This is a genomic window from Arthrobacter sp. E70 (genome assembly GCF_058266945.1).
In genome coordinates this window covers 25,150-46,128 of the sequence record NZ_JBYQFR010000008.1, presented here as the reverse complement: position 1 = coordinate 46,128, position 20,979 = coordinate 25,150, and the positions used below count along the sequence as shown (strand labels likewise).

Genomic DNA, 20,979 nt, shown 5'->3' with positions numbered 1-20,979 from the left:
CCATGGCACTGACATCATCAGTCAAGGAAGAACTGTCCCGTCTGGACATCAAGAAGTCATCCGTGCGGAAGGCTGAAGTCTCCGCAATGCTCCGGTTCGCCGGGGGACTGCACATCATCTCGGGCCGGATCGTCATCGAAGCGGAGGTCGACCTCGCCTCCACCGCCCGCCGGCTCCGGGCCGCCATCGCCGAGGTGTACGGGCACCAAAGCGAGATCATCGTCGTCTCCGCCGGGGGACTGCGGCGTGCCAGCCGGTACGTGGTGCGCGTTGTCCGCGACGGCGAGGCCCTGGCCCGGCAGACCGGGCTCCTGGATGGCCGCGGGCGCCCCGTGCGCGGCCTGCCGTCCGCCGTCGTCAACGGTTCCGCTGCCGACGCGGAGGCCGTGTGGCGCGGCGCATTCCTGGCCCATGGATCCCTGACGGAACCGGGGAGGTCCTCGTCCCTCGAGGTGACCTGCCCGGGGCCGGAGTCGGCTCTTGCCCTGGTGGGGGCAGCCCGCAGGCTGGACATCCAGGCCAAGGCTCGCGAAGTCCGGGGCGTGGACCGCGTCGTGATCCGCGACGGCGACACCATTGCTGCCCTCCTCACCCGCATGGGCGCGCACGACGCCCTGATGGTGTGGGAGGAACGCCGTATGCGCAAAGAGGTCCGCGCCACCGCCAACAGGCTGGCGAACTTCGACGACGCCAACCTCCGCCGGTCCGCGCAGGCCGCCGTCGCCGCCGGTGCCCGCGTGGAGCGGGCCCTGGAAATCCTGGGTGACGACGTTCCTGACCACCTCAAGTACGCCGGCGAGCTCCGGGTGGCGCACAAGCAGGCCAGCCTGGACGAACTGGGCCGGCTCGCCGACCCCGTCATGACCAAGGACGCCATCGCCGGGCGGATCCGCCGGCTCCTGGCCATGGCGGACAAACGTGCGCTTGACCTCGGCATTCCCGGAACGGACGCCAATGTGACGCCCGAAATGCTGGACGAGTAGCAGGCCCATAGAATCAAAAAGATTCCGGGCGCCAGACGCCCGGATGCACAATCCGAGAGTTACCAACCGGACCGCGTGTCCACGATATTGGAGGATTTTGTGACTGAGTACGTATTGCCCGAACTCAAGTACGATTACGCCGCCCTCGAGCCGCACATCTCTGCGCGGATCATGGAGCTGCACCACAGCAAGCACCACGCTGCCTACGTTGCAGGCGCCAACAACGCGCTGGCGCAGCTTGCCGAAGCACGGGAAAAGGGCGACTTCGCCAACATCAACCGGCTCTCCAAGGACCTTGCCTTCCACACCGGCGGCCACGTCAACCACTCCGTCTTCTGGAACAACCTCTCCCCGGACGGCGGCGACAAGCCCGAAGGTGAACTCGCGGCCGCCATCGACGACGCCTTCGGTTCCTTCGACGCGTTCCGCGCCCAGTTCTCCGCAGCCGCGCTCGGCCTGCAGGGCTCCGGCTGGGGCTTCCTGGCCTACGAACCCATCGGCGGAAACCTGGTCATCGAGCAGCTTTACGACCAGCAGGGCAACACGGCACTGGGCACCATCCCGCTGCTGATGCTGGACATGTGGGAACACGCCTTCTACCTCGACTACGTCAACGTCAAGGCTGACTACGTCAAGGCATTCTGGAACATCGTGAACTGGGCGGACGTCGCCCGGCGCTTCGAAGCAGCACGCACCAACGCCACGGGACTCATCACCCTCCCGTAGCAGGCTGCACCACGGTGTAACAAACTTCACATTCGGACTTAAACGAGCCGGGATGTGGACCGTCCGCCCCCGCACTTGCGGGGGCGGACCCAGTTAAACGTAAGATAGGTCACGGAAGGCGGTTAGCCTTCAGCAATGAGGCTGGTCGCCCTCCGTGTTCATCATCTCTGCCCAATGGCGTGCGGGATCTGTTAGTTGGCTTGAACGCCCGCTCAACTAGTAGTGCTTTTGAAAGCACCAAGGAGACTGTAAAAGTGACGACCCGTATTGGTATTAACGGCTTTGGCCGTATTGGCCGCAACTACTTCCGCGCAGCGCTTGCCCAGGGCGCGGACCTGGAAATCGTTGCCGTCAACGACCTCACCAGCCCCGAGGCCCTGGCGCACCTGTTCAAGTACGACTCCGTGGGCGGCCGCCTGAAGGAAACCATCGAGGTCAAGGACGGCAACATCGTCGTCAACGGCAACGTCGTCAAGGTCCTGGCTGAGCGCGATCCCGCCAACCTCCCCTGGGGCGAGCTCGGCGTGGACATCGTCATCGAGTCCACCGGCTTCTTCACCAAGGCCGCCGACGCGCAGAAGCACATCGCCGCCGGCGCGAAGAAGGTCCTCATTTCCGCTCCCGCCTCCGACGAGGACATCACCATCGTGATGGGTGTCAACCACAACCTCTACGACAACGCCAAGCACAACATCATTTCCAACGCCTCCTGCACCACCAACTGCCTCGGCCCGCTGGCCAAGGTGGTCAACGACGAATTCGGCATCGAACGCGGCCTCATGACCACCGTCCACGCCTACACCGCCGACCAGAACCTGCAGGACGGCCCGCACAAGGACCTGCGCCGTGCACGCGCCGCAGCCATCAACATGGTCCCCACGTCCACCGGCGCCGCCAAGGCCATCGGCCTGGTCCTGCCCGAGCTCAAGGGCAAGCTGGACGGCTACGCCATCCGCGTTCCCGTGCCCACCGGCTCCGCCACCGACCTCACCGTCACGGTCTCCCGCGAGACCACGGTGGAGGAAGTCAACGCCGCCCTCAAGCGTGCCGCCGAGTCCGAGGAACTGCAGGGCTTCCTGACCTACACGGAAGAGCCCATTGTCTCCTCCGACATCGTCGGCGACCCCGCCTCGTCCATCTTCGACGCCGGCCTGACCAAGGTCATCGGCAACCAGGTCAAGGTTGTTTCCTGGTATGACAACGAATGGGGCTACTCCAACCGCCTCGTTGACCTCACGGAGCTTGTCGCGTCCAAGCTGGGCTAGGGTTAGACACATGACATCTCACACCCTCAACGAACTCATCGCTGAAGGTGTCCGCGGGCGGTACATTCTGGTTCGAAGTGACCTGAATGTGCCGCTCGACGGCTCTACAGTCACTGACGACGGCCGCATCAAGGCCTCCCTGCCAGTGCTGTCAAAGCTCACGGACGCCGGTGCCCGCGTGCTGGTAACAGCCCACCTCGGACGCCCCAAGGGCGCCCCGGAGGACAAGTACTCCCTTCGGCCCGCAGCGGACCGCCTCGCCGAACTGGCGGACTTCAAGGTCTCCTTGGCTGCGGACACAGTGGGCAGCTCCGCCAAGGAAGCTGCTGCCTCGCTCCAGGACGGCGAAGTACTGGTCCTGGAGAACGTGCGTTTCGACGCCCGGGAGACCAGCAAGGACGATGCGGAACGCGGTGCCTTCGCTGACGAGCTCGTGGCCCTGACAGGCAGTGACGGAGCGTACGTGGACGACGCCTTTGGTGCCGTCCACCGCAAGCACGCCAGCGTGTTCGACGTCGCTACCAGGCTTCCGTCGTACCAGGGCGACCTCGTGCACACCGAAGTCGAGGTCCTGCGCAAGCTGACCGCCGACACCCAGCGTCCCTACGTGGTGGTGCTGGGCGGTTCCAAGGTTTCCGACAAGCTCGCCGTGATCGACAACCTGCTGGGCAAGGCCGACACCATCCTGGTGGGCGGCGGCATGCTCTTCACTTTCCTGGCAGCGGCCGGGCACAAGGTGGCATCAAGCCTGCTTGAGGAAGACCAGATCCCGGTGGTCCAGGACTACCTGAAGCGCGCTGCCGATGCCGGCACGGAATTCGTGGTCCCCACGGATGTGGTGGTCGCTGAGAAGTTCGCCGCTGATGCCGCGCACGAAACCGTTGCTGCCGATGCCATCGAAAGCAGCAGCTTCGGTGCCGGGGGCATCGGCCTGGACATCGGTCCGGATTCGGCTGCGGCCTTCGCCGAGCGAATCAAGGGCGCCAAGACCGTGTTCTGGAACGGCCCCATGGGCGTCTTCGAGTTCGAAGCGTTTTCCGCCGGAACCCGTGCCATCGCGCAGGCCCTGACCGAAACCGCTGCGTTCACCGTAGTGGGCGGCGGCGACTCTGCTGCGGCAGTCCGCACCCTGGGCTTCGCCGATGACCAGTTCGGCCACATTTCCACCGGTGGCGGCGCCAGCCTGGAATACCTTGAAGGCAAGGAACTGCCCGGGCTCAGCGTCCTGGACCGCTAGGTAAGCGGCCGCTGTCCGGCACTGAACGGACTTTGCAGTCCTCCGGCCGGCAGGTTGCCTGTGGCAGCCTGCCGGCCGAACACATATCAAGTACTTTTTGGAGATCACGTGACAACGTCAACGAACGGCGCTTTCGACCGCAAGCCCTTCATCGCGGGCAACTGGAAAATGAACATGGACCACGTGCAGGGCATCACGCTCCTGCAGAAGCTGGCCTGGACCCTCTCTGACGCCAAGCACGACTACAGCAGGGTCGAGGTTGCCGTCTTCCCGCCGTTCACCGACCTGCGCGGGGTGCAGACCCTGGTCCAGGGCGACGACCTCCAGGTAGCCTACGGCGGCCAGGACCTGTCCCAATTCGATTCCGGTGCCTACACCGGGGACATCTCCGGCCAGTTCCTGAACAAGCTCGGATGCAAGTACGTGCTGGTGGGCCACAGCGAACGCCGCACCATCCACAACGAGTCTGATGAGGTCCTCAACGCGAAGGTCAAGGCCGCGTTCAAGCATGGCGTCATCCCCGTGCTCTGCGTGGGCGAGGGCCTGGAAATCCGCCAGGCCGGGACGCACGTTGAGCACACCCTCCAGCAGCTCCGCGCCGGCGTTCAGGGGCTCACCAACGAGCAGGCAGCCGAACTTGTGGTGGCTTATGAGCCCGTCTGGGCCATCGGCACCGGCGAGGTGGCCGGCCCTGAGGACGCGCAGGAGATGTGCGCCGCCATCCGGGCAGAACTGCAGACCCTCTTCGGCGCCGATGTCGCAGCCAAGACCCGGCTCCTCTACGGCGGCTCCGTGAAAGCGAACAACGCCGCTGCCATCCTCCAGGAACCTGACGTGGATGGCGTCCTGGTCGGTGGCGCCAGCCTTGATCCGGCCGAGTTTGCTAATATTGTCAGGTTCGAGAGCCACCTGGTCACCGACTAGTCCGGTACCGGCGCACACTCCCGCAATCCCAACTTCCGAAAGGCCGTCGTGGACGTTCTTCATGTCATCCTGCAGATCCTCCTGGGCATCACCAGCCTCCTGCTGACGCTGCTGATCCTCCTGCACAAGGGCCGCGGCGGCGGCCTGTCCGACATGTTCGGCGGCGGTATGAGCTCGGGCCTGAGCTCCTCCGGTGTGGCGGAACGCAACCTGAACCGCTTTACCATCATCCTGGGAGTCACCTGGGGCTTGGTGATCATCGCGCTCGGCCTGATCATGCGGTTCAGTGGCGGCGACTCTTAAAGCCCTTCGCGAATAGGGTCTTGCGGCACTCCTGCCGCAGCGCCTGGCCTTCTAGACTGTGGCTGTCGGTTCAACCGGCAGCCACAGTTCTGTTTAAGCCGCGGATGCCCAGGCATCCGCATCACGGCAGGAGTTGCAATGGTCCATCCAGCATCTGGCTTCCGGGGCACCCGTGCCGGCGTTACCGCAGGCTCAGGGTCCAGCCTGCAGTCCAGCGACCCGAGCCCCCATCCGCTGCCGCGCATCCGTGTTTCATACTGGTGCGCGAAAGGCCATGAGACCCAGCCCGTCTTCCTGAAAATGCCGGAAGACCAGATTCCGCTGACATGGGACTGCCGGAGATGCGGCGGGATCGCTTCCCGGGACGGACAGGCGGCGGCCGCAGACGATCCGTTTGACGACGGTTACAAGAGCCACCTTGAGTACGTTAAAGAGCGGCGCTCCGGCCAGGACGCCGAAGACGTCCTGGCCGGAGCGCTGGAAAAACTACGCGCCCGCGGCGTCCTTCCGGACGAGTTGCTGCGGGACACGTGAGGCCGCGTTCTCGTCGATCAGCCACAGGGTACGGGATGTTCCCCGGGGACCCGCGGCAGGCACCTGGACAGGGTTCGCGCCGGCCAGTGCCAGCCCTACCGCGCCGGCTTTGTCCTCTCCTGCCACCACCATCCACACCTCCGCTGCCGTGTTGATGGCCGGCAGGGTGAGGGAGACGCGCAGCGGCGGTGGCTTGGGCGAGTTCCGCACGCCCACCACCGTGCGCTCCTTCTCGCGTATGCCGGCCTGCTCCGGGAAGAGCGAGGCCACGTGCGCGTCAGGACCCACACCGAGCAGGACCACGTCCAGCCGGGGGAGGGATGCAGGCTCCTCTGGCCGGTCGTCGGACATGTCGGCTGCGTGTTCGGCTGCAGCCGCATCCCGAAGCTGCCTGGCGTAGTCGTCCGCTGCCTCTTCCGGGGTGCCGAAATCATCGGACGAGCCCGGGGAGTGGACCCGGTCCGGGTCCACCGGAATGTGCGACAGCAGGGCATCGAACGCCTGTTTCGTGTTCCGGTCCGGGTCGGCGGAAGCGACGAAACGCTCGTCCCCCCACCAGAAATTGACCTTCGACCAATCGACGGCGGGCGCCGCCGGAGAGTCAGCAACAGCCTTCAACGTGCCGATTCCCACCGTTCCCCCGGTGAGCACCACGGTGGCTTCGCCGTACTTGTCCTGCACATCAACGAGCTTGGTGATCAGGCGCGCCGCGATGGCAGCCATGAGGACGGACGAATCAGGATGAATGCTTACTCTTGGGTCAACGCTCACTGGGTCGGACGCTCCTTAGGTTGGTTCGTGGCAGTCCCATAGTAATCACTTCGCCAAACACTTCGTCCGGGTCCAGGCGGCGCAGCTCTTCGGCGAGGCAGTCCCGAAGACTGCGTCGCGGCAGGGAGATGCGCTGGGCCGGCTGGCCGGGCTGGGTGAGCTCGGCGATGGACAACCCCGGGCGGAAGAGCTGGATGTCTCCGCCCGGGCGGGTGAGCCGCACGCGGCGTATGCCTGTCCCGGCTGGGTCCGCGACAATGGTGACCGGTGCGTCCAGGGTCAGCGTGAGCCAGGCGGCCAGGAGGATGGTGCTCGGCGAGTCCGATGCTCCTTCCACCGCGACCGCAGTGACGGGGGAGGAGTCGGCTTCGTCCAGTGCGGCGGCGAGTTGGATGCGCCAGTTGGTCAGGCGTGTCCAGGCGAGGTCGGTGTCCCCGGCTTTGTAGGTCCGGTGGATGCGTTCCAGCGCGGCCTGGGGGTCGGGTTCATTCGCGGAGTCGGTGATCCGGCGGTGCGCGATCGCGCCGATGGAGGTTTCGCAGGCGTTCTGCGGGGCGCCGTGCGGCCACCAGGCCACGATGGGTGCGTCCGGGAGCAGCAGGGCGGCGACGAGGGATTCGGATTCGTGCGCGAGTTGGCCGTAGCCGCGCAGCACGATCACCTCCGACGCGCCGGCGTCCCCGCCGACCCGGATCTGGGCGTCGAGCCGGTCCGCGTGGTCCTTCCCGGCGTCCGCGAGAACGATGATCCGGCAGGGGTGTTCGCGGGAGGCGTCGTTCGCGGCCTCGATCGCTTCTTCCTCCAGCCCCGACTTCGTGACCACGACCAGGGTCAGGACCCGGCCCAGGGCGATCACACCGCCCTGCTCGCGCAGGGCCATCAGTTCCTTGGAGACCTTCGACGTGGTGGTATCGGGCAGGTTAACGATCATGGCCTTCTCCAGGTTCGTCCGTCACGGGCCAGCAGCTCGTCAGCGGAGGCGGGCCCCCAGGAGCCGGGGGCGTAGGGTTCAGGCTGTTCATCCAGGGACGCCCAGTACTCCTCGAACGGGTCAAGGATCTTCCAGGACAGCTCAACTTCCTCATGGCGGGGGAACAGCGGCGGCTCACCGAGCAGCACATCCAGGATCAGCCGCTCATACGCCTCCGGGGAGGATTCGGTGAACGAGTGCCCGTACCCGAAGTCCATCGTCACGTCCCGCACTTCCATCTGCGTGCCGGGGACCTTGGACCCGAACCGGATCGTCACGCCCTCATCGGGCTGGACCCGGATGACCACCGCGTTCTGCCCGAAATCATCCTCACCATGGTCACGGAACAGCAGGTTCGGGGCGCGTTTGAACACCACCGCGATCTCCGTTACCCGGCGCCCCAACCGCTTCCCGGCGCGCAGGTAGAACGGCACCCCGGACCAACGCCTCGTGTGGATGTCCACCCGGACCGCCGCGTAGGTCTCCGTGGTCGAGTCTGCAGGGATGCCTTCTTCCTCCAGATATCCCTGAACCTGCTCGCCGCCCTGCCAGCCGCCGGTGAACTGCCCCCGCGCAGAGTGCGTCGACAAATCCTCCGGGAGCTTGACCGCAGCGAGGACCTTTTCCTTCTCCGCGCGCAGATCATCGGCGTTGAACGAAATCGGTTCCTCCATCGCCGTCAGAGCCAGCAGCTGCAACAGGTGGTTCTGGATGACATCCCGCGCCGCACCCACGCCGTCGTAATACCCGGCGCGCCCGCCGGTGCCGATGTCCTCGGCCATCGTGATCTGGACATGGTCCACGTAGTTCGCGTTCCACAAGGGCTCGAACAACTGGTTCGCGAACCGCAACGCCAGGATGTTCTGCACCGTCTCCTTGCCCAGGTAATGGTCAATCCGGAACACCGCATCCGGCGGGAACACCGACTCGACAATGTCGTTCAGCTTCCGCGCCGACTCCAGGTCATGGCCGAAGGGTTTCTCGATCACCACCCGCCGCCACTTGTCCCCCTCAGCCTGCGCCAGGCCGTGCTTGGACAACTGCCGGCAGACCTGCTCAAAGGCCTTGGGCGGGATCGACAAATAAAACGCATGGTTCCCCCGGGTGCCCCGGACATCGTCGAGCTCCTTGATGGTCTCGCCAAGCCGCTCGAACGCCGCGTCGTCGTCGAACTCGCCCTGGACAAACCGGATGCCCTCGGAGAGCTGGTTCCACACCGCCTCATCAAACGGCGTCCGGGCGTGCGCCTGCACCGAGTCCTTGACCTGGGCGGCGAAATCCTCATCACTCCAGGGCCGCCGGCCAAACCCCACGAGCGCAAAGCTCGGCGGCAACAGCCCACGATTCGCAAGATCATAAACAGCCGGCATCAGCTTTTTCCGGGCCAAATCGCCTGTCACTCCAAAAAGGACCAACGAGGACGGGCCGGCAATCCGGTTCAAACGGCGATCACGCGGATCACGCAGCGGATTACGCCCGCGGCCCGCGCCCTTCCTGCCGTATTCAGTTTCTGGCATGGTTGCTTCTGCGCCTTAGCTTTCGGTTGCGGATGCCCGGGCGGACAGGGCAGTGACGATGTCCTGCAGCTGCGCCACGCCGGCGGCACGGTCGGTGAGGTGGAGGCGCAGCACGGGGCGGCCGTGTTCAGCCAGTACCTGCGCGTCCCCGGCCGCCTGGGCGGCGATGAGTTCACCGAAGGTGAAGGGACGGTCCGGGATGGCGAGGTCTTCCGTGGCGGCGGCGGTGACCTGGAGGAACACGCCGATGGCGGGTCCGCCCTTGTGGAACTGGCCCGTGGAGTGCAGGAAGCGCGGTCCCCAGCCGAAGGTCACCGGACGGCCGGTTACTGCGGCCAGCTCATCGCGGACACCTTCGAGTTGAGCGAACGCCAGCCGGTCGAAGTAGGCCTGGACGCTGAGGTAGCTGTCCGGCTGAAGAGTGTCCAGCAGGGCACGGACTGCTTCTTCAGCCGTTGCGGCGGCGCCAAGCCAATCGCCGCCGCGGACCTCGATGGCGCCGTCGACGAAGGCGGCCGGAGTCGGCTCAGGCTGCGCGTCCAGGAGTCCGCGGGCGGCCACCTTGGCAGCTTCGACGTCCGGCTGGTCGAACGGGTTGATGCCCAGCAGGCGACCGGCCACTGCGGTGGCGAACTCCCACACCATCATCTGCGCCGCGAGGCCACCGGCGATGGCAACCTCGTTGGCGCCGAGTTCGACGTCCGCGTCGGCGCCGACCAGGCGCACCACCAGGACGTCGTCGGCGCCGGTCTTCGCCTCCGGCGATGAAGGGCCGGCCACGACCGGGAGGACACCGGTACCGAGCTTGCCGGTCGATTCGGCGATGAGCTGTTCGGCCCAGTCGGCGAAGCCCACGATGCCGGAACCGTCCTCGGCGATGACGATCTTGTTGCGCAGCGGACTGGTTCCGCCCAGTGCGGTGCCAAGTGCCAGGCCGATGTTTTCCGGTGCGTCCTCGTTGAGGACCTCGGCTGCTTCCTCGGCCTCGTCCAGGAAGGCCTGGATGTCCACGCCGGCCAGGCCGGACGGTACCAGGCCGAACGCGGTCAGGGCGGAGAAGCGGCCACCGACGTTGGGGTCGGCGTTGAAGACGGCGCGGTAGCCGGCTTCGCGGGAAGCCTTGTCCAGGGGGGAGCCGGGGTCGGTGACGATGATGATCCGGCTGCCTGCGTCGATGCCGGCGTCATTGAAGGCCTTTTCGAAGACCCGGCGCTGGGAGTCGGTCTCAACGGTGGACCCGGACTTGGACGAGACCACAATGGCGGTTTCGGCCAGGCGGTCCGCCAGGGCAGCACGGACCTGGTCCGGGTCCGTGCTGTCCAGCACAGTCAGCTCGACGCCGGCGGTGCCTGCGATGACCTCCGGGGCCAGCGAGGACCCGCCCATGCCGCAAAGCACGATGCGGGTTACCCCTTCAGCCCGGAGGGCGTCGCGGAGTTCCAGGATTTCCTTGACCAGCGGCTGGGAGACCGTGGCCGCCTCCACCCAGCCGAGGCGGATGGCCGACTCGGACTCCGCGTCGGGGCCCCACAAGGTGTGGTCCTTTGCGAAGATCCGGGTGGCGATCCGGTCCTCAACCAGGGCGGGAAGGTGCTGTTCAAGTGCCTGCTGTGCGGCACCGGTGGCTTCGTAGCTGAGTGTGCTCATGGGTGGTTAGGAGGCCTTCCGTGCAGCGGCGAGTGCGCCTTCGACGTCGGCCAGTAGTTCCTTCCAGCTGGCCACGAATTTGTCGAGGCCCTCGGATTCGAGGAGGGCAACGACGTCGTTGTAGGAGACGCCGAGCTTCTCCAGGGCGTCGAGCGTGGCGTTGGCTTCGGCGTACGTGCCGGTGACGGTGTCACCGGTGACCACGCCGTGGTCGAACGTGGCGTCGAGGGTCTTCTCGGGCATGGTGTTCACGACGCCGGGGGCCACCAGTTCGGTCACGTAGAGAGTGTCCGGGTAGGCGGGGTCCTTCACGCCGGTGGATGCCCACAGGGGACGCTGGGGGAGTGCCCCGGCGTCGGCCAGCAGTGCCCAGCGCTCAGTGGCGAAGAGTTCCTCGTAGACCTGGTAGGCGAGGCGGGCGTTGGCCAGCCCGGCCTTGCCCTTGAGGGCCTTGGCTTCGTCGGTGCCGATCGCATCCAGGCGCTTGTCGATCTCGGTGTCCACGCGGGAGACGAAGAACGACGCGACGGAGTGGATCTTCGACAGGTCGTGGCCGTTTTCCTTGGCCTGTTCCAGGCCGGACTGGAAGGCGTTGATGACCGCGCGGTAGCGCTCGAGGGAGAAGATCAGGGTCACGTTGACGCTGATGCCCTCGGCGAGGGTGGCCGTGATCGCTTCGAGGCCTTCGAGCGTTGCCGGGATCTTGATGTGGACGTTGTCCTTGTTGACCTTTTTGTACAGGTGCTTTGCCTCGGCGATGGTACCTGCCGTGTCCCAGGCCAGGCGCGGGTCGACTTCGATCGACACGCGGCCGTCGACGCCCTTGGTGGCTGCTGCCACGGGGGCGAACAGATCGCAGGCGTCGGCGACGTCGGTGGTGGTGATTTCGAAGATGGTGTCCTCGACGCCGGCACCGGCGGCGGCCTGGGCTGCGATGGTGGCATCGTAGTCGGTGCCGGTGGTGATGGCGGCGTGGAAGATGGACGGGTTGGTGGTCACGCCGACCACGTTCTTCTCTTCGATGAGCTTGCGGAGGGTGCCGGTTTCCAGGCGTCCGCGGGAAAGGTCATCAAGCCAGATGGAAACTCCGGCGTCGGAGAGCTGCTGGGTGGGGGTAGTCATGGTGTTGATCTCCTAAAAGTTTAGGTTCAGGCCTGGAGGGCGGAGAGGGAGTCCTTGGCAGCGGCGGCCACTGCTTCGGCGGTAATGCCGAACTCCTGGAAGAGGCGCTTGTAGTCGGCGGAAGCGCCGTAGTGCTCGAGGCTGATGGAACGGCCGGCGTCGCCGACGAATTCCTGCCAGCCCAGGGCAAGTCCTGCTTCTACCGAGACACGGGCCTTGACGGCGGCGGGCAGGACCGATTCGCGGTAGGCGGCGTCCTGCTTCTTGAACCACTCAACGCAGGGCATGGATACGACGCGGGCTGCGATGCCTTCGGCCTGGAGGGCTTCGCGGGCCTTGACAGCGAGCTGGACCTCGGAACCGGTGGCGATCAGGATGACGTCGGCCGGGACGGTGGCGCCGTCCTTGGATGCCTCGGCCAGGACATAGCCGCCCTTCGCAACGCCGGCGGTGGAGCCGAAGGTGTCGCCGTCGGCGTCGCCCGTGCCGCGTTCCCACGTGGGGATGTTCTGGCGGGTCAGGACGATGCCTGCGGGGTTGGCGTGGTTTTCCAGCATGGTCTTCCACGCCGCTGCCACTTCGTTCGCGTCACCGGGGCGGACCACGTCCAGGCCCACGATGGCGCGCAGGGAGGCGAGCTGTTCGACCGGCTGGTGGGTGGGGCCGTCCTCGCCGAGGCCGATGGAGTCGTGCGTCCAGACGTACAGCGACGGGACCCCCATCAGGGCGCCGAGGCGGATGGCGGGGCGCTGGTAGTCGGAGAAGATCAGGAACGTGCCGGAGAACGCGCGGGTGTTGCCTGCCAGGCTGATCCCGTTCACGATCGAGGCTGCGGCGTGTTCGCGGATACCGAAGTGCAGGACCCGGCCGTACGGGTTGCCGGACCAGGCGCCGGTCTGCTTGGAGGCCGGCACGAACGACGGCGAGCCCTCGATGGTGGTGTTGTTGGACTCGGCGAGGTCGGCGGAGCCGCCCCAGAGTTCGGGCAGGACCGGGCCCAGGGCGTTGAGGACCTTGCCGGAGGCGGCCCGGGTGGAGACGTCCTTGCCGGCTTCGAAGACGGGCAGGGCGGCGTCGATGCCTTCGGGCAGTTCCTGCGCCTCGATGCGCTGCAGCAGGGCTGCACCTTCAGGGTTGGCTGCCTGCCAGGCGTTGAAGGACTCTTCCCATTCCTTGCGGGCGGCCGCACCGCGGTCCACGACCTGGCGTGCGTGGTCGAGGACTTCCTGGTCTACCTCGAAGGACTTGGCGGGGTCGAAGCCCAGGACTTCCTTCAGCGCTGCGACTTCCTCGGCGCCGAGGGCGGAGCCGTGGATCTTGCCGGTGTTCTGCTTCTTCGGTGCCGGGTAGCCGATGATGGTGCGCAGCGAGATGATGGACGGCTTGGAGGTCTCTGACTTGGCCGCGAGCAGGGCGCTGTAGAGCTCCTGGACGTCTTCCTTGTATTCACCCGTCTTGGTCCAGTCCACCCGCTGGGTGTGCCAGCCGTAGGCTTCGTAACGCTTGAGGACATCCTCGGTGAACGCGATGTCGGTGTCGTCCTCGATGGAGATGTGGTTCTCGTCGTAGATGACCACGAGGTTGCCGAGCTCCTGGTGGCCGGCCAGCGAGGAAGCCTCGGCAGTGACGCCTTCCTGGAGGTCGCCGTCGGACGCGATGACCCAGATGGTGTGGTCGAACGGCGACTCGCCCGCGGGGGCATCGGCGTCGAACAGTCCACGCTGGCGGCGCTGCGAGTAAGCAAAGCCCACCGAGGAGGCCAGGCCCTGGCCCAGCGGGCCGGTGGTGATCTCCACACCGGCCGTGTGCTTGTATTCCGGGTGGCCTGGAGTCAGTGAACCCCAGGTACGGAGCGCTTCCAGGTCCTTCAGTTCCAGCCCGTAGCCGTTGAGGAACAGCTGGATGTACAGGGTCAGCGAGGTGTGGCCCGGGGACAGGATGAAGCGGTCACGGCCCAGCCACTGCGGATCGCGCGGATCGTGGCGCATTAGCTTCTGGAACAGCAGGTACGCGGCCGGAGCCAGGCTCATCGCCGTACCAGGGTGGCCGTTGCCCACCTTCTCCACGGCATCGGCAGCCAGCACGCGGATGGTGTCCACCGCCTTCTGGTCCAAGCTGGTCCATGACAGTTCTTGCTCTTCCAAATGTGGCACGAAAACCGGGCCCCTCTCTGTGCTGATCGCGCCGGTACACCCGGTCCGGTTGCAGGCGCGCTTTATGGCGCCCGTCGCGGGTGTACCCAGTCGCCATCGAAACGTTGATCCTTGACTCAGCCACCGCGTATCTCGGAATGCGTTTTCCACTGCTTCCTTCATGCGGGCTGACCTGCTGCCAGCTTAGCCCTTATCCATACTCCGGGCGGCGCAAATCTCACGTTTTGGACGCAATTTCCCCTTTTGTGAATCACCCTGACGGCAGGTTGAGTTAATCTGCTCGAATCGGCGCGCGAGCGATCAATTGCGCATATGGACGGGCGGGAACGCCGGTGCCGGCGCGGTATGATATTTGAGGCCAACACCGGGTGTGCCACTACTGCCGTCCGGAGTTACCAGGCTCTTGCACGGCCCGCCGGATTTGATCCTTCCGCGGCGTGCCCGGGCTGCGGGCCGCAAGACCGGAGCTGCACTGCCAGCCGCAACTGCCATACAGAACGGGTGACCGCCACCGTGAGCACAACAGATACGCCGCTGAACGCATCCCGGGCCACCGGCACCGGGTTTGCCCGCAAAGCCAAGGCGTATCTCGCCCTCACCAAGCCGCGCGTCATTGAACTGCTCCTTGTCAGCACGCTGCCCACCATGATCTACGCGGAGCGCGGCTTCCCCTCGATCGGGCTCATTCTGGCCACGCTGGTGGGCGGCGCCTTCGCCGCCGGAAGTGCCGGTGCCTTCAACTGCTACATCGACCGGGACATCGACAAGCTGATGCACCGTACCGAGAACCGGCCGCTGGTCACCGGCGAAGTCACCCCGCGCGAAGCCCTGGTGTTCTCGTGGCTCCTGGGTGCCGCGGCCATCGTGATCCTGTGGTTCGGCGCCAACCCGCTCTCGGCCTGGCTTGGGCTGGGCGCCATCTTCTTCTACGTGGTGATCTACACCATGATCCTGAAGCGGCGTACCGCCCAGAACATCGTGTGGGGCGGTGCTGCCGGCTGCTTCCCTGTCCTGATTGCCTGGGCCGCAGTGACCAACTCCGTGGAGTGGCCCGCCATCATCCTCTTCATGGTGATCTTCCTGTGGACGCCGCCGCATTACTGGCCCCTGTCCATGCGCTACGGCGAGGACTACCGCAACGCGAACGTTCCCATGCTCGGCGCCATTGCCGGCGCAAAGGTGGTTTCCGTCCAGGTTGTCCTCTACGCGTGGGCTATGGTGGCATGCTCGCTGCTCATGGTCCCGGCAGGCGGAGCGGGCTGGGTCTACACCATGACCGCCGTGCTCGCAGGCGCCTGGTTCCTCTACGAGTCACACGCCCTGTACGCGCGCGCCCAGCGCGAGGACATCCCTGACAAGCGGGCCATGAAGGTCTTCCACGGTTCCATCAGCTACCTGACCCTGCTGTTCATCGCCCTGGCGGTGGACCCCTTCGTCGGGCCCGCGCTGGTGGGGTAGCAACAGCAGACTCCTCACTGCAACACACCGGAAGCGGCCCCACATCATGGGGCCGCTTCCGTTTTAACGCACGACGTGACGCGCCATCACGCCCTGCGACAACGGCGCGCCAAGGCGCCATGACATTTTTGTCACATACGTCACTTTTCCTGTCACTGTGCGTGACTGCGTGCTTACGGTGGAGCGGACCCTTCCCTCAAACAAAGGACAATCATGGAAGCCCGTCCCTCCGCAGTCCCTGCTCCCAGCCACAGCCCGCCGGGAGGAAAGGGGGGCCGCAGCCGCTTCACACGTTTCCGGACGCCGTTCAGCCACCTTGGCGCCGACGTGCCGGCGTCCCTGGTGGTCTTCCTCGTCGCCCTGCCACTGTCGTTGGGGATCGCGGCCGCATCAGGAGCGCCGATCATGGCCGGACTTATTGCAGCCGCCGTCGGTGGAATCGTCGCCGGCAGCCTGGGCGGGTCACCGCTGCAGGTGAGTGGTCCAGCGGCCGGCCTGACCGTGGTGGTGGCCGGACTGGTCCAGGAATTTGGCTGGCAGGTGACGTGCGCGATCACGGCCGCCGCCGGCGTCGTACAACTCCTGCTGGGTATCAGCCGCGTGGGCCGGGCGGCCCTGGCCGTTTCCCCGGTGGTGGTGAAAGCCATGCTGGCCGGTATTGGAATCACCATCATCCTGCAGCAACTCCAGGTGCTGCTCGGGTCCCGGCCCGCCGGTTCGGCCTTCGAGAACCTTCTTGCCCTGCCCGCCGCCATCACCAACCTCGAACTGCACGCGGCCCTGCTGGGGCTGGCGGTGGTTGCGATCCTGCTGTGCTGGAGATTCCTGCCCGCGGTGGTCCGTCGTGTCCCCGGCCCGCTCGCCGCCGTGGCGGCCGGCACTGCCCTGTCCGTGGCCTTCGCGCCCGGCGTTGAACGCATCGCACTGGACGGCTCCATCTTTGATGCCGTTGCCTTGCCGGAACTTCCCGACGGGAACTGGCGTGCCTTCGCTTTCGCCGTCCTGACGATGGCCCTCATCGCCAGTATCGAGTCCCTGCTGTCGGCCGTGGCGGTGGACAAGATGCAGACCGGACCCCGCACCAACCTCAACCGTGAGCTCATCGGCCAGGGCGCAGCCAACATGGTCTCCGGCTCGCTTGGCGGGCTGCCCGTCACGGGCGTGATAGTCCGCAGCGCCACCAACGTCGAAGCGGGCGCTGCCACGCGGACCTCCGCCGTATTGCACGGCGTGTGGGTCCTGGCTTTCTCGGCCCTCTTCGCCGGACTGATCCAGCTGATCCCGCTGGCTGTCCTGGCCGGGCTACTCATCGTGATCGGCGCCCGCCTGATCAAGGTGGCCGACATCCGCACCAGCCTGCGCACCGGCGACCTTCCCATCTACGCGGTGACGCTCCTCTGCGTGGTATTCCTGAACCTGCTTGAAGGTGTCATGATCGGCCTCGCGCTGGCAGCCGCCAGCGTGCTGTGGCGGATGCTGCGGACCACCATCCATGCCCACGCCCCGGCCCTGCCGTCGTCGCCCTGGCGGGTCACCATAGCCGGTTCCTGCAGCTTCTTTGCGCTTCCGCGGCTGAACGGCGTCCTGCACTCCCTGCCCGCGGGCACGGCGGTCGTTGTCGAGTTGAACGCTGACTACGTGGACCACGCGTTCCGCGAGGCCCTGCTCGCCTGGCAGCTCCAGCACCAGGCTGCAGGGGGTTCCGTCCACCTCGAAGAGCACGGCAACACCCTGTTCCGGGACGCGGCAGACCAGGCGCCCAGGCGCGAGGAAGCGTCCGAGCTGCCACTTCCGCCCCGGCAGGAACCGCTCCTGCACGGCATCGACAAGTACCACCGCCGGTTCGCCGGCCAAGTCCGCCCGCTGGTGCAGGATCTCACCGACGCGCAGAACCCCGACACCCTGTTCGTTGCCTGTGTCGATTCCCGCGTCAACCCGAACCTGATCACCAGCAGCGGCCCCGGCGATCTGCTCACGCTGCGGAACATCGGCAACGTGGTGTGCAACGACCGCCGCGACAGCTCGATAGATTCGGCGCTGTCCTTCGCGGTCAACGGCCTGGACGTGGAGACCATCGTCATCTGCGGGCACTCGAACTGCGGCGCCATGAAGGCGGTGCTGGGGGAAGCGTCCGGGGAGGACATCGCCACCCTCGGTTCCGGCTTCAACGACTGGCTGGACCATGCGCGGCCCAGCCATCTTGAGTTGCTGGCAGGGCATCCCGTCGGCAGGCAGGCCGCTGCCGCGGGCTACAGCATAGCGGACCAGCTGGCGATGGTGAACGTCGCGGTGCAACTGGGCAAGCTGGACGGCCATCCCGTCACAGGACCGGCCCTTGCGGCCGGACGCCTGCAGGCCATGGGCCTGTTCTACGACATTGCCACCGCCCGCGTCCTGCAGATCACCGCCGAGGGCATCGAACACCTTGACCCGGCCGGTGCAGCGCGGCTGGAGGCCGTACCGGCGCCCTGACGGGCCGCTAGGCCGGACGGTCCAACTACCTAGGCAAAAAACCAGGTGCCCCGGTTCCACAACGGAACCGGGGCACCTGGCGCAGGGGCATGGACTACTGCACGGGGCTGGAGCGGGCGACGTCCCACGCGTTCGTCGCCGCCGCCATGAGCAGGGCGGCGCCCAGCATGTGTGCCGCCACCAGGAGTGCGGGAATGCCGTTGTAGTACTGCGTGAAGCCGATGACGGCCTGGAGCACGGTGACCCCGAGGAGTGCCAGGACCGCAGTCCGGAATGGTCCGGTGATCCGGCGCCGGAAGACGAGGACCAGGGCCACCAGGGTCCCGGCCGTCACCAGGTAGGCCGGCACGGCGTGGATGTGGGAGAACAGGTCCCAGTCCAGGTCGTTGCGCGGAGCGTCGGCGTCGCCGGCGTGGGGGCCCGCACCCGTCACCACGACTCCCAGCATCACGGCAACGGCGGAGAAAAGCGCGACGGCGGCCGTCACCGGACGCAGCAGGCCCGGCAGTGCCTGGTGCCGGGCGGACAGGAAGCGGCCGGTCCGCCCGTAGGCGCGGTTGACCAGCAGGGTGGCAAAGACCACCAGGGCCATGGAGACCAGGAAGTGCAGGCCCACCACCCAGGGGTTGAGGTTGGTCAGCACGGTGACCCCGCCGATCACGGCCTGGGCCGGGATGCTGGCCAGCAGTCCCAGGGCCAGCAGGAACAGGTCCTTGCGTTCCTTCCTCAGGTTCCACAGGTACACCAGCATCAGGGCGGCCACCGCGGCAAGCGCGAAGGTCAGCAGCCGGTTCCCGAATTCGATGAAGCCGTGGATGCCCATCTCCGGAGTGTTGACCAGGGAGTCTGAGGTGCAGCGGGGCCAGGTGGGGCAGCCCAGGCCGGACGCGGTCAGGCGGACCGCGCCCCCGGTGACCACCAGCAGGGTCTGGCCAATCAGGGAGGCGACGGCGAGCCGGCGGACGCGGGCGTCGACGGTGCGCGGCAGCCGTGATGCCAGTCGGCCGGCCAGCTGGGGGAGGCGTGAAGCCGTGCTCACAATGATCTCAATTCCACTTGAACCAACGGATGGCTGCTGCGCCGGCGATAACCGTCCAGAGCAACAGGATGATGGCGGCGCCGCCGTTGAGGGCACCACCAAGGAAGGCCGCGCGCATGGACTCGCCCAGCGCGCCGGAGGGCAGGAAGTGCACCACGGCCTGGGCCGCGGCGGGCAGCCTTTCGGCGGGGATGACAATGCCGCCCATGGCCCCAAGCAGGATCCACAGCAGGTTGGTGATGGCCAGGGTGGCTTCCGGGCGTACTGTCCCGGCCACCAGCAGGCCAAGCGCGGTGAAGGCTGCGGCACCCAGGGCCAGGAGGGCCAGGCCGGGGAGCCACCCGGCTGCCACCGGCTGCCAGCCCAGTGCCAGGGCAACAACCCCCACCACCACTACCTGCAGGCAGAGGACGGCCAGCACGGACAGCATCTTGCCGGCGATGAGGCCGCCACGGCCCAAGGGCGTGGTGGACAGGAAGCGCAGGACTCCGTAACGCCGGTCAAAGCCGGTGGCGATGCCCTGGCCCGTAAACGCCGTGGACATGGCGCACAGAGCCAGGATTCCCGGAACGGCAACGTTGATCCGGCTGTCGCCCATCCCGTCCAGGAAGGGAGTCACCGTCAGCCCGACAAGCGCCAGCAGGGGGAGCACGACGGCGAGAATCAGCTGCTCGCCATTGCGGAGCATCGTCAATGCCTCGTACTTGCCCTGCAGCAGGACCCGCCGCAGGAGGGACGCGGGCTGCTGCATTTGCTGCGTCGCCGCCGGGCTCATCGGATGTCCTTTCCCGAAATATCCAAAAAGACGTCTTCAAGGCTACGCGCCTGGAGGCTCATTGACGCGGGCATGATGCCTTGCTGGTCCCACCATTGGGCCAGGGCCGAGAGATGACGGGGCGTTAGGGTCCCGGTCACCGTGTAGCTGCCGGCGCGGGGTTCGGAGACATCCACGCCGCCCGGCAGCACCAGGGAAAGGTCCAGGCCCGGCGGGCCCTCGAAAACCAGGGTCCGCACGTGTTCCGTGCCCTGGTCTGCACCGGGGTTTCGCTGCAGGAGCTCCTGGACGGTTCCTTCGGCAACGTTCCGGCCGCCGTCGATGATGTACACGTAGTCCGCGAGGCGCTGCGCGTCGTCCATCAGGTGCGTGGTGAGGATGATTCCCATGCCGCCATCGCGGAGTTCGGCGATCAGGTCGAACACGAGCTGCCGGGACTGCGGGTCGAGGCCCGCGCTGGGCTCGTCCAGGAAGAGCACTTCCGGCCGGCCGATCAGGGCCGCCGCGAGCGCCAGGCGCTGCTTCTGCCCGCCGGAAAGGCGGCGGACACCAGTCCTGCTGAAGGTGTCGATGCCAAGCCGGCCCACCAGGTCTTCCACCGGCCAGGGCCGCGCATAGAGTCCGGCGATGTGGCGCAGTAGAGGCAGGGGACGGGCCGACGGCGGGAGCCCGCCGTCCTGCAGCATGACACCCACCCTGGAGCGCAGGTCCGCCCCTGCCGTGGCAGGGTCCTGGCCCAGCAGGGAAATGGTGCCGCCGCTGCGCTTCTGCAGTCCCTGCGCGCATTCCAAGGTGGTGGTTTTTCCCGCACCGTTGGCCCCCAGCAGGGCTGTAACCTGCCCGCGCTCCGCAACGAGTGAGACGTCACTCACCACCCGCAGCATTTTGCCGTCCAGGCTGGAGAGGGGGCCAACGTCCTTGATGAGCCCATGGATGGACAAGACAGGGGATTGGGGGGATCGCACCACAGTATTCTACGGGATGTAGTATTTACCGGCGCCCCGGCCGGTGCGGGGAGGGCGCTGCCGGTCGGCGGAGTCGCGGCCTGGTCATAATCGGTGCGCACCCAAGGTCAGCCTGCCC

The 20,979-nt window shown here is 66.5% G+C and carries 18 protein-coding genes; 9 read left to right on the top strand and 9 right to left on the bottom strand.

Translation table 11 applies throughout. The features are described 5' to 3' along the window. Positions 1-2 precede the first annotated feature (2 nt). The 7 genes from whiA to AC3IMC_RS11735 all read left to right on the top strand — a co-directional run bounded on the left by whiA (position 3) and on the right by AC3IMC_RS11735 (position 5,972). Complete coding sequence (whiA, locus tag AC3IMC_RS11765; protein ID WP_013600892.1) at positions 3-983, top strand: DNA-binding protein WhiA; 981 nt, start codon at positions 3-5, stop codon at positions 981-983. 99 nt (positions 984-1,082) lie between these two features. Then, positions 1,083-1,709 carry a superoxide dismutase gene (locus AC3IMC_RS11760; RefSeq protein WP_454486811.1) on the top strand — a complete coding sequence of 209 codons (627 nt, stop codon included), beginning with the start codon at positions 1,083-1,085 and terminating at the stop codon, positions 1,707-1,709. A 254-nt stretch (positions 1,710-1,963) separates the two neighbouring features. Continuing rightward, positions 1,964-2,974: a type I glyceraldehyde-3-phosphate dehydrogenase gene (gene gap, locus AC3IMC_RS11755; RefSeq protein WP_490918737.1), complete on the top strand. Its 1,011-nt coding sequence runs from the start codon at positions 1,964-1,966 to the stop codon at positions 2,972-2,974. 10 nt (positions 2,975-2,984) lie between these two features. Continuing rightward, positions 2,985-4,211: a phosphoglycerate kinase gene (locus tag AC3IMC_RS11750; RefSeq protein ID WP_490918736.1), complete on the top strand. Its 1,227-nt coding sequence runs from the start codon at positions 2,985-2,987 to the stop codon at positions 4,209-4,211. A 108-nt stretch (positions 4,212-4,319) separates the two neighbouring features. Next, on the top strand, positions 4,320-5,135 hold the full coding sequence (gene tpiA, locus AC3IMC_RS11745; RefSeq protein WP_490918735.1) for a triose-phosphate isomerase: 816 nt from the start codon (positions 4,320-4,322) through the stop codon (positions 5,133-5,135). Between the two features lie 48 nt (positions 5,136-5,183). Continuing rightward, a complete protein-coding gene (gene secG, locus AC3IMC_RS11740; protein ID WP_236802620.1) occupies positions 5,184-5,438 on the top strand; it encodes a preprotein translocase subunit SecG in 255 nt (84 codons plus the stop codon). Positions 5,439-5,576: 138 nt separating this feature from the next. Beyond that, on the top strand, positions 5,577-5,972 hold the full coding sequence (locus tag AC3IMC_RS11735; RefSeq protein ID WP_221385640.1) for an RNA polymerase-binding protein RbpA: 396 nt from the start codon (positions 5,577-5,579) through the stop codon (positions 5,970-5,972). Here the strand turns inward: AC3IMC_RS11735 and pgl are convergent. Genes pgl through tkt form a run of 6 tightly spaced genes read right to left on the bottom strand, consistent with a single transcriptional unit; the run spans position 5,925 to position 14,143 of the window. Further along, on the bottom strand, positions 5,925-6,695 hold the full coding sequence (gene pgl / locus AC3IMC_RS11730; protein WP_490918912.1) for a 6-phosphogluconolactonase: 771 nt from the start codon (positions 6,693-6,695) through the stop codon (positions 5,925-5,927). The two genes, AC3IMC_RS11735 and pgl, sit on opposite strands and share 48 nt — an antisense overlap. A gap of 37 nt (positions 6,696-6,732) precedes the next feature. After that, the gene (locus AC3IMC_RS11725; protein ID WP_221385638.1) at positions 6,733-7,674 is read right to left on the bottom strand and encodes a glucose-6-phosphate dehydrogenase assembly protein OpcA; all 942 of its coding nucleotides are present in this window, start codon (positions 7,672-7,674) and stop codon (positions 6,733-6,735) included. Beyond that, the gene (gene zwf, locus AC3IMC_RS11720) at positions 7,671-9,230 is read right to left on the bottom strand and encodes a glucose-6-phosphate dehydrogenase (RefSeq protein WP_490918734.1); all 1,560 of its coding nucleotides are present in this window, start codon (positions 9,228-9,230) and stop codon (positions 7,671-7,673) included. The genes AC3IMC_RS11725 and zwf overlap by 4 nt, the downstream gene beginning before the upstream one ends. A 15-nt stretch (positions 9,231-9,245) precedes the next feature. Next, positions 9,246-10,877 carry a glucose-6-phosphate isomerase gene (locus tag AC3IMC_RS11715; RefSeq protein WP_490918733.1) on the bottom strand — a complete coding sequence of 544 codons (1,632 nt, stop codon included), beginning with the start codon at positions 10,875-10,877 and terminating at the stop codon, positions 9,246-9,248. A 6-nt stretch (positions 10,878-10,883) separates the two neighbouring features. Continuing rightward, positions 10,884-11,999, bottom strand: coding sequence for a transaldolase (gene tal, locus AC3IMC_RS11710; protein WP_490918732.1), 1,116 nt, complete (start codon positions 11,997-11,999; stop codon positions 10,884-10,886). Between the two features lie 26 nt (positions 12,000-12,025). Next, positions 12,026-14,143, bottom strand: coding sequence for a transketolase (gene tkt, locus AC3IMC_RS11705; protein ID WP_490918731.1), 2,118 nt, complete (start codon positions 14,141-14,143; stop codon positions 12,026-12,028). Positions 14,144-14,653: 510 nt separating this feature from the next. Here tkt and AC3IMC_RS11700 point away from each other — a divergent pair. Both AC3IMC_RS11700 and AC3IMC_RS11695 read left to right on the top strand, forming a co-directional pair. Further along, positions 14,654-15,610, top strand: a complete 957-nt coding sequence (locus AC3IMC_RS11700; RefSeq protein WP_490918730.1) for a heme o synthase — start codon at positions 14,654-14,656, stop codon at positions 15,608-15,610. Between the two features lie 213 nt (positions 15,611-15,823). Then, a complete protein-coding gene (locus tag AC3IMC_RS11695; protein ID WP_490918729.1) occupies positions 15,824-18,082 on the top strand; it encodes a SulP family inorganic anion transporter in 2,259 nt (752 codons plus the stop codon). Between the two features lie 94 nt (positions 18,083-18,176). Here the strand turns inward: AC3IMC_RS11695 and AC3IMC_RS11690 are convergent, their stop codons facing one another. From AC3IMC_RS11690 to AC3IMC_RS11680, 3 genes are read right to left on the bottom strand one after another with little or no spacing between them, the layout of a single operon-like run. Further along, entirely contained in the window at positions 18,177-19,121 is a 945-nt protein-coding gene (locus AC3IMC_RS11690; RefSeq protein WP_490918728.1) for a COX15/CtaA family protein, read from the bottom strand. 7 nt (positions 19,122-19,128) lie between these two features. Continuing rightward, positions 19,129-19,896, bottom strand: a complete 768-nt coding sequence (locus tag AC3IMC_RS11685) for an ABC transporter permease (RefSeq protein WP_490918727.1) — start codon at positions 19,894-19,896, stop codon at positions 19,129-19,131. Beyond that, positions 19,893-20,861: an ABC transporter ATP-binding protein gene (locus AC3IMC_RS11680; RefSeq protein WP_490918726.1), complete on the bottom strand. Its 969-nt coding sequence runs from the start codon at positions 20,859-20,861 to the stop codon at positions 19,893-19,895. The genes AC3IMC_RS11685 and AC3IMC_RS11680 overlap by 4 nt, the downstream gene beginning before the upstream one ends. Between the last annotated feature and the right edge of the window lie 118 nt (positions 20,862-20,979).